8 protein-coding genes are annotated in these 9,184 nt (G+C 69.3%); all 8 read right to left on the bottom strand.

Annotated elements, in window-relative coordinates; translation table 11 throughout:
- Positions 1–82: 82 nt before the first annotated feature.
- Positions 83–790, bottom strand: a complete 708-nt coding sequence (locus tag ACZ4U4_RS00865) for a DsbA family protein (RefSeq protein WP_467867983.1) — start codon at positions 788–790, stop codon at positions 83–85.
- Positions 791–806: 16 nt separating this feature from the next.
- Positions 807–1,553 carry a 3-oxoacyl-ACP reductase FabG gene (fabG, locus tag ACZ4U4_RS00860; protein ID WP_467867981.1) on the bottom strand — a complete coding sequence of 249 codons (747 nt, stop codon included), beginning with the start codon at positions 1,551–1,553 and terminating at the stop codon, positions 807–809.
- Positions 1,554–2,654, bottom strand: coding sequence for a beta-ketoacyl synthase N-terminal-like domain-containing protein (locus ACZ4U4_RS00855; protein ID WP_467867979.1), 1,101 nt, complete (start codon positions 2,652–2,654; stop codon positions 1,554–1,556).
- The gene (locus ACZ4U4_RS00850; RefSeq protein WP_467867977.1) at positions 2,654–3,886 is read right to left on the bottom strand and encodes a beta-ketoacyl-[acyl-carrier-protein] synthase family protein; all 1,233 of its coding nucleotides are present in this window, start codon (positions 3,884–3,886) and stop codon (positions 2,654–2,656) included. The genes ACZ4U4_RS00855 and ACZ4U4_RS00850 overlap by 1 nt, the downstream gene beginning before the upstream one ends.
- Positions 3,887–3,942: 56 nt before the next feature.
- Positions 3,943–4,203, bottom strand: coding sequence for an acyl carrier protein (locus tag ACZ4U4_RS00845; RefSeq protein ID WP_467867975.1), 261 nt, complete (start codon positions 4,201–4,203; stop codon positions 3,943–3,945).
- A gap of 63 nt (positions 4,204–4,266) precedes the next feature.
- Entirely contained in the window at positions 4,267–5,259 is a 993-nt protein-coding gene (locus tag ACZ4U4_RS00840) for a LysR family transcriptional regulator (protein WP_467867973.1), read from the bottom strand.
- Positions 5,260–5,418: 159 nt separating this feature from the next.
- Entirely contained in the window at positions 5,419–6,207 is a 789-nt protein-coding gene (locus ACZ4U4_RS00835; RefSeq protein WP_467867971.1) for an AfsR/SARP family transcriptional regulator, read from the bottom strand.
- 219 nt (positions 6,208–6,426) lie between these two features.
- Positions 6,427–8,652: an MMPL family transporter gene (locus ACZ4U4_RS00830; RefSeq protein WP_467867969.1), complete on the bottom strand. Its 2,226-nt coding sequence runs from the start codon at positions 8,650–8,652 to the stop codon at positions 6,427–6,429.
- Between the last annotated feature and the right edge of the window lie 532 nt (positions 8,653–9,184).

The following is a 9,184-nucleotide window of genomic DNA, read 5'->3' as shown; positions in this document are numbered from 1 at the left end:
TGTCCGGTGCGGGTGGGGCAGCGTCGTCATCAATGGTGGTCAAACACGCTGACAGCGCACTGACCGAGAACTGACGGTCCGCTCAGCCGCAGCCGCCGGCGTGACCGTCGTCGGCTGAGCGGCCGATGCCCACGGCACCGGCTCTGGCGGGGGCGAGCGACGTCGCGGAGGGCACCTCGCCACGCAGGTGTTCCACGAAGTCGTCGAGCCGGTCGAGCCCCCAGAAGCGGGTGAAGCCGCGGACGAAGAACGGCACCCCGAAGACACCGTCCGCGCACACGTTCATGAGAATGTCCGCGCCCTGTTCGCGCAGCCGCGGGTCGTCCTTGGCACGGGACAGCGCCTCGGGGTCGATGCCCAGATCGCGGCCGATGTCCGCGATGGTGGCCGGGTCGCAGACGTTGCGGCCCGCACCGAACCGGGCCCGGTACACCGCGGCGATGTAGTCCTGCCCCTTGCCCGCGCGGTCCGCCACCAGATACCCCAGGTGCGGTACCTCCCACACCGGATCGATGTCCACCGGCCAGGTCACGGTGATGCCGCGGGCCTGGGCGAGCCGGCGGACGTCCTGGAGGATGTACCGGTTCTTCTCCCGGGACATCTCCGAGTACGGGAACCGGCCCCCTCGTTCACGCAGCATCTTCGCGCTGATCTCGTCCGGTTCGAAGAACGGCAGCCACTCCAGCTGTTCCGACAGATCGGGATGGCGTGTCGTCAGTTCCTGGTAGGCGAGCCAGGAGTACGGGCTCCGCAGGGAGAAGTAGAAACGCGGCGTCTTCTTGCTGGGCATGCTGCTCCTTACGGGGTCAGACGACCAGGCCGCCGTCGACGCCGAAGACCTGTCCGGTGATGTAGGTGGCCCGGTCGGAGACCAGGAACGACACCAGGTCCGCGACCTCGGCCGGAAGGCCGAAGCGTCCGAGCGGGATCCGTTCGGTCATCTTCCGGACGTGCTCGGGGGCCAGCCCGGAGAGCATGTCCGTGTCGATGAAGCCCGGTGCGACGGCGTTGGCGCGCACGCCGTGACGCCCGCACTCCTTGGCGAGGGCCTTGGTGAACCCGATGATCCCGGCCTTGGACGCCGAGTAATTCGTCTGCGTCGCGTTGCCGTACACCCCGGCCACGGACGACAGGGTGACGACGGAGCCCGCACGCCGCTTCATCATCGAGAAGGCGGCGGCCTTGCACAGGTTGTAGGTGCCGTCCAAGTTGGTGCGCACGACGGCGCTCCAGTCGTCCTCGGACATCATCACCAGCGGGTTGTCGCGGACGATGCCGGCGCAGGAGACAGCCGCGTGCAGCGGGCCGAGTTCGTTCTCCGCAGCCCGTACGAAGGTGCGTACCGCTTGGGCGTCGGTGACGTCGACGCGGGCGGTGAACACGCTCGCGCCCTCCTTCTCGGCGTCCTCGGCGACCGACCGGGCGGCCTCCTCCTCGGACCGGTAGCAGAACGCGACATCGAAGCCGTCCCGTGCGAGCCCGATGACCACCTGCCGACCGATACCCCGTGACCCCCCGGTCACCAGCGCGACCCTGCGGGTGTTCGTCTCCACTCAGCTCTCCTCGTTCGTCGGGGCGGCGAGCAAGGCGCAGCCGACGGTGCCGTCCCGGTCGACCGCCGTCACGAGGGCGAGCGCGCCCGGTGCCGTTGCTTCGCCGTCCAGGAGCGACAGGACCGTCGCCAGTTGAAGGCTGACCGTGGCCGCCGACAGATCGCCGAGCAGCGCGCGGTGACCGCGTGGGCGGGGCCCGGTCGCGCCGAGCACATCTGCGAGGGCGGCCTCCTCGACGCCGGTCAGCGTCCCACCCGTCTCGGCGGGAACCACCAGGTGTACGTCCTCGGGGTGGGCGCCGGCCTGATCAAGGGCGTCGCGCACGCACTCCGCCAAGGCGGCCCGCGCGTCGGCCGGTTCACGGAAGGCACGGAACCGGGTGGTCAGAAGCCGGGCCCGGACACGCCGGCCGGCGGCCCGGGCGTCCTCGGCGGTCTCCAGCAGGAACACCGCACCGCCCTCGCCCAGCGGGGACGCGTGGTCCTCGCCGTCCCTGCCGTGCCACTCCAGCCAGGCCCGCTGTACGGAGTACTCCTCGGCGGCCCCGCACAGCACCCGCGAGCAGTGGCCGCCGCGGTGCAGCCGGGTGGCGTAGCTGAGCGCGGTCAGTCCGGTGAGCCGGCCCCCCGCGATCGTGGTGTTGGGGCCCTTGATGCCGTACCAGATGGCGCTCTGCCCCGCCGCCCTGTTCATCACCGTGTTGGGGAAGCGGGCCGGGTCGACGTGGTAGGGGCGTTCGCCCACGAGCGAGTCGCGGGTGAAGTCCATGATGCTCTGCACGCTGCCCGATCCGGTGCCCAGCACCAGCCCGGTGTCCTCGGGCCGGGCGGTCAGCTCCGGACCGCCGTCGGCCAGCAGGAGGCCGACCGCCGTCACCGCGACGGCGGTGACACGGTCCATGGTGCGAGTGCCCTTGCGGCCGATGTGCCGGGTGACATCGAAGTCCGGCACCAGGGCGGCCTCGGAGAACGGTCCGGGGTAGGTCCCCCGGTCGAGGGCGGTGATCGCCCGGCGGTCGTCCAGTACACCTGCGCGGAAGTCGTCGCGGCCCACCCCGTAGGGGGATACCGCGGACCACGTGGAGAAGACCAGTGCGGACATCAGCCGACCTCCCGGTACCGGCCCAGGATCAGGACGGCGTTGTTGCCCGCGAAGGCGAGCGCGTTGTTCTGCACCACGGACAGCTCGGCGGGCCGCGCCTCGTTGGGCACGCAGTCCAGCCCGCAGTCCGGGTCGGTCTCCCGGTGGTTGATGGTGGGCGGGATGAAGCCCTCGGCGATCGCGAGGGCACAGGCGGCGGAGCCGAGGGCGCTTGCCGCGCCCATGCTGTGCCCGACCATCGACTTGATGGAGACCGTCGGCGGCGGGGCGTCGAAGACCTGGCGGATCGCCCCGGCTTCGGTGACGTCGTTGGCCTTGGTGCCCGTGCCGTGGGCGGAGATGAAGTCGACGTCCGCCGCGGTGATACCGGCGTTACGGTGGGCCAGTGCCATGCACCGGGCGAGACTGTCCTGGTCCGGTGCAACCGGATGGTGGGCGTCGCAGGTGAGCCCGTACCCCAGCACCTCGGCGTAGACGCGGGCGCCACGGGCCTGGGCCGACTCCAGGCTCTCCATCATGAGGATGCCGGCGCCCTCGCCGGTGAGGATGCCCTTGCGGTCCCGGTCGAAAGGCTGGCACATCTCGGGAGCGATGGTGCCCAGCCGGTAGAAGCCGGCGAAGGTCTTGCGGCACACGGCGTCGGCTCCGCCGCACAGCGCCATGTCGACGTCGCCGGCCCGTATCGCGTCGTAGCCGCTGCCGATCGCGTAGTTGCCGGCGGCGCAGGCGGTGGGGATGGTCAGAGCCTCGACGTCGGTCAGGCCGAGTTCGCGGACGATGCTCGAAGACAGCCGGCTGGCGTGAGCCCGTCGTACGACCCTTCGGGAGAGCTGCTCCGGGCCCTTGTCGAGCTGCTCGCCGACCAACAGGTCCAAGTCGCGGGACTCGGCATCCGTGGTGCCGACGGACACCATGGACCGTCGGCCGCGCAGCTCCTCATGGCTGCTCCCCGAGTCGGCGACGGCCATGGCCGCGGCCGCCACGGAGAACTGTGTCGCCCGGCCCAGTTCCTCCGGTGCGAAGGAGCGGATCCATTCCGCCGGGTCGAAGTCGGTTACCTCGCAGCCGTGGGAGTGCGCGAAACCGGTGGTGTCGAAGGCGGTGATGGGCTTGGCCCCGCTGCGGCCTGCCCGCAGCCCCGCCAGGAACTGCTCGGCCCCGAGTCCGATGCTGCTGACCACGCCGAGTCCGGTGATCACCACCCGGCGCGGCCGCTGATCGTTGTCGTACACGTAGTACTCCAGTCCCTCACGCCCGGCCCGGGCGGCCCCTGGCCGGGCAGTGCCGACTACTTGGCGGCCAAGGCTTCGTCGACGACGGAGACCACGGCGTCGAGGTTGACCATGCGCGGCAGCACGCTCTGGTCGAGGTCGATGCCGTAGGTCCGCTCAAGGGCGGAGAGGATCTCGATGGCGCCCATCGAGTCGGCTTCGTGGTCCTCCTTGAACCGGCTGGTGTCCGTCATGTCGGTGGGCTCGATTTCGAGGATGTCGCAGATGATGCCCTTGATCTGAGTGCGCCGCTCGGCGCCGGTGGCGGTGGTAGTCATGTGCCCGATGCTGAAGCAAGCGACTGACAACCCGCTGACCGTGAACTGACGCGGTCTGCGGGTTCAGGAGGGGCCGGGACGGTCCGCGGAGGCGCCCGGCAGGAAGTGCTGGACTTCGCGGAAGTCCTGGGGGTGGGCGGCCATCCAGGACCAGTAACGCGGAGTGGCGCGGGCGTAGTCGCAGTAGTAGCGGCGCACGCTGTCCACCAGCTTGCTCACGACGGCCCGAGTGATCGCCCCGGTGCGCCATACGAGCAGCAGCTCGCATGTGTGGGCGTCGGCGACGGGGAGCAGGCGCACGTCCTTGGTGGCACCGGTCGGGACGGTCAGCGCGGCGACGCCCGCCTCGCGGACCCAGGTCATCGCCTCGTGGTGGCCGCGGACGCGGTGGACCGACACGGACCGGCCGTCGACGAGGTCGGCGAAGGCTGCTGCCTCGATGTCGTGGAACCAGTGACCGCGCGCGTAGCGCACCCAGCGGAGAGACCGCACCTCGGCCGAGCTCACCGGCCCCTGCGCGGCCAGCGGATGGTCGGGTGCAACCGCGAGCCACACCGGTTCGCGGACCACGACCGCTGTGCTGAGCGACGCCCTTTTGACATCTATCGACTGGCGGCCCGTGACATCTGGAATCAGTGCCAGGCTGAGCAGCCCGTCGGCTACCGCGTTCATCGCGTCGGCGGGCTCCACCGTCTCGGTCTGCACCTCGAGCGAGGGCAGACACGCGGCGATCGCGTCCCTGAGCGTGGGCGGAGTCCACTCCACATTTCCCAGGCGCAGCGTGGTGGTGCTGGGTGCTGCCGCGACCTCGGCCAGGAAGGCGTCACCGCGCCTGGCCAGGTCGACGAGCATCGGAATCAGCCGTTCCCCCAGTGGGGTGGGCGCCACGCCGGAGGGGGAGCGCACAAACAACTCTCCGCCCAACTCCCGCTCGATTCGGCGGAGTTGGGCGGAGATTGCAGGCTGCGGCAGATTGAGTTGGGCCGCGGCCGCGGATATACTTCCCACATTTGAAATGGCTGCGACGAGTCGGGCATGTCTTAGCTCAACGCGCATGACAGATCAGCCCCCTTGGCTCCCCCGTTTCACAGGCCGCCGTTCCGGCCCATCGCGAGAGCCGGTACGGCTGGTCCATGAGATCGTCGTAATTTAATCACGCATGGTGCGAGATGCCATGGGGAATTCCGTTCAGGCTCCGGCAGGCTGAGGGCCGGATCAGCCGGTGAGGATCAGGGAGCTGCGGGGCCGTCCGAGAAGGTCGTCCTGATTGAGGATCGCCTCGTACACGGTGTGCAGTGAACGCCCCGGCTCCAACCCGAGGTCTTCCGCGAGCCGCTGGCGTGTGCAGTGGAACACGTCGAGCGCTTCCGTCTGCCGGCCGTCGCGGTACAGGGCCAGCATCAGTAGTTCGCTGAGGCGCTCGCGGCCGGGATGCTCGGCGGCCAGCTGGCGCAGTTCCGGGACGGACACCCGCTCCTCCCCGACCGCCAGTTTCGCCGTGATCAGATCCTCGTACGCGGTCAGCCGGCGCTCCTCCAGACGGAGGGATTCCGTACGGCAGCGGAACCCGTCGCTGGCGTCGAGCAGAGCCGTGCCTCGCCACATGCTCAGCGCCTGTTGCAGCAGTTGTGCCGCTGAGGCGGGGTCACGGCTGATCAGGACGGCGCCCCGGTCGGCGAGGTCCAAGAAGCGGTGCACGTCGATCGCTCCTGGATCCACGTCCAGCAGGTAGCCGGTGCCGACGGTGCGGACGAGGTCTTCGCCCTGCTTCCCGCTCACCGACGCCAAGAGTTTGCGCAGCCGGCTCACGTTGGCCTGAAGGGCGTTCTTGGCGTTTGCCAGGGTCGTACCGCCCCAGAGCTCGTCCACGAGCTGATCAAAGGGAACCGACTGGCCAGGGGCCAGGGCCAGCATGGCGAGCAGTGAGCTCACCCGCTTCGAGGCCACGCCCCGGTGCTGTGAGCCATTGGTGAGAAGAAGTGAACCAAGTATGTGGATCTCCACAGTCCGACACCCCCATTTGTCGTCTGATCGGCATCCTTTCCCCTCCTGTTGCTGCTGTGAAATACCAGCCGCGCGGTTTTCCCATACTCTGAGAGGTATGCCTATGGAATAAGCCACTCCAAACGCGATGTTGGGCCGCTCGTAGGTGAGCGGCCCAACATCTGGCCTTCCCGGGGGTTGGAAGGCCGTTCGGAAGGCTGCCGGAATGGCAGCCAGGGTTCACACGCGGCCGGATCCACGCGCTCCGTGTGCGGTGAACGGCTCGGGTGCAGTGGCTGCGATCTGCTCTTTCTGTGCGGTCCGCATGCCGCGGGAGGGCCACCAGGTGGCGTTGCCGAGCAGGGTCAGCACCGAGGGCAGGATCATGATGCGCACCACGAGCGCGTCGAGCAGCACCGCCGCGGCGAGGACGAAGCCCATCTGCTTCATCTCCACCAGGTTGAGGAAGACGAAGCTTGCGAAGACGGTGACCATGACGACTGCCGCGCTGGTCACCACGCCTGCGGAGCTACCGATCCCCTCCAACACCGCCTTGCGGGTGTCCAGACCGCGCAGGGCCGCCTCCCTGATCCGGCTGACCACGAAGACCTGATAGTCCATTGACAACCCGAAGAGGATGACGAAGAGGAACAGCGGAACGCGGGCTCCGATGGAGTCGGTCGAGTGGAAGTCGAGGAGGCCCTCGGCCCAATGGCCCTGGAAGACGAGGACCAGCAGACCGAACGCGGAGGCCGCCGACAGCAGGTTCAGCAGCGTGCCGATCACGCCGATGACCACCGACCGGAAAGCCAGCACCGTCACCGCGAACGTCACGAGCAGCAACAGACCGACGACGAGCGGGAGTTTCGAGTTCTGATGGTCGAGGTAGTCGGAGTCACGGGCGATGTCGCCGGTGACGTACGCCTCGGCACCGGGCACCTTGTCGACGGTCGCCGGCAGGAAGTCGTTCCGCACGCGGTCGAGCGACTGGAGTGCCTGGGGCGAGCTGGGCTTGAACGGCACGGACAGTGTCAGGCTGGTGATCCGGTGGTCCGGGCTGGAACTGAGCTTGAACGCCACGTCCTTGTCGAACAGCGGGTCCGACTGGGCGCGTTGACGGAGGTCTTCCATCGCCCGCAGCGCCTGCGACGCGTGGTCCGCATCGGTGCGCACCACCACCTGGTGCTGAACGAGCAGCTCCGGGAAGGCGGCCGTCAGCCGGTCGTAGGTCTGCACCGCGGGGATCTTGCGGGAGAAGGTGTCCTTGCCCAGCACGCTCAGGTTCAGGCCCAGGGCGGGTGCCGCCAGTCCCAGCATGATGAGCACGGAGACCAGCAGGGTGACGCCGGGACGCCGGGTCGCGGGCCGCAGCATGGCGTCCCACGTCTTGCTTGTGCCGCCGTGACCCCTGACCCGTTTGCCCTGGGCCTCGCGGCGAGCCGTACGGCGCTCCGCGCGGGCGCCGAGCTTGGCCAGCAGGGCGGGCAGCACTGTCAGCGAGCTGGCCACGGCGACCAGGACGACGAGGATGGCTCCGGTGGCGAGCGAGGAGAAGATCACGTCGGTCGCGAGGTACAGCGTCGCCGTGGAGACGACCACCGCCAGGCCGGAGACCACGACGGCCCTGCCGGCCGTCGCCGCGGCGAGCTCCACGACGGCCTGGGAGCTGAGCCGGCCGCCGGCCCGGGCACGTTCCTCGCGGTCGCGCTTCAGGTAGAAGAGCGAGTAGTCGACGCCGACGGCGAGGCCGATCAGCAGGATGACGTTGTTGCCGACGCCGGCGTCCGGCAGTGCGTGCGAGGCCAGGGCGGACAGGCCCATCGCGGCGGCGATCGAGGAGAGCGCCAGCAGGACGGGTACACCGGCTGCGGTCACCGAGCCGAACGCGATCAGCAGCGTGATGATGGTGATCGGCAGGGTGAGCATCTCGGAGAACGCGAGGTCGTCACTGCGCTGCTGGTCGAGGCCCTTGCTCATCGAGGGGGAGCCGGTCTCCTGCACCCGTACGTCGGAGTGGGCCTTCTGTACGGCCGCCGTCTGCTCCACCAGCGGGTCGACCTTCTTGCGCGCGGCGAGCTCCTCGCCCTTCATGACGACCTGGACCATGAGGACCTTGCCGTCGCGGGAGAGCACCGGCTTCTCGACGCCGGCGACTTCCGGGAGCCGCTTCATCCGTGCGGTCACATCGGCGGCGGCCTCCCGGGCCGCGGACACGTCCAGGTTGCCGGAGCGGGAGTCGATGACGATCTGCTCGACCGGCTTGCGCTGTAAGCCGCCCTCGGTCGCGATCGCCTCCGCCTTTCCGGCGTTGCCGACCCGGTAGTCCTCGGTCGTGGCGCTGTGCGTGCCGATTACGGCCGAGCCGGCGAGGCACAGTGCGACGAAGACGAACCAGCCGACGATGGCGCGCCAGGGGTGGGCCGCGCTCCAACTCGCCACCCGCACGGTGATCGAGCGTTTCTCCACTGTTCCCATCCCCTTACTAGCGTCGCCACTACCTTCTAGGTGTTAGTCGGAGCTTACATGCGTAGGGGTGTCCGTCAATCGCACTTTTCGAGATCGGCGCTCCACCGGGCGGTGGGTGGGCCATATCCGGCCACCGGCAGAGAACTGCCCCCTCCAGCTCGGGGGAGGGGGCCTCCAGAACAAGGAAAGCCGCGCGGCCCCGCTGCCCCGGCTCGTGGCCGACCCTCCCTCCCGGTCCGGATGGCCCTGACGACCAGTGCAAGGGCAGGTGGCCCGAGACCGGGCCGAGAGGGAGGCGGGACGGTCCGGCGGGAGCCCGTCCGGCGCAGCGCCGGAGAGCTGCGGGACATGCTGGTGCCGACGGAGCGTGTCCGGTTTCCGCTGCCGTGCCACCGCTCAGCCTCCGGGGGCGTAGGCGACGGTGACGTCGTTCACCGTCTGGCCCCTCGCTCGCTCGGGCCGCCACTCCTGCCGTCGTGCCCAAGAGCGGGACACGTGGATCTCGCCCGGCCGGTCCGAGCGAACTGTCCAC

The sequence above is a fragment of the Streptomyces sp. NPDC029159 genome, from assembly GCF_055564055.1.
The sequence above is the reverse complement of the archived record's forward strand: the minus strand, read 5'-3'. Positions and strand labels throughout refer to the sequence as shown.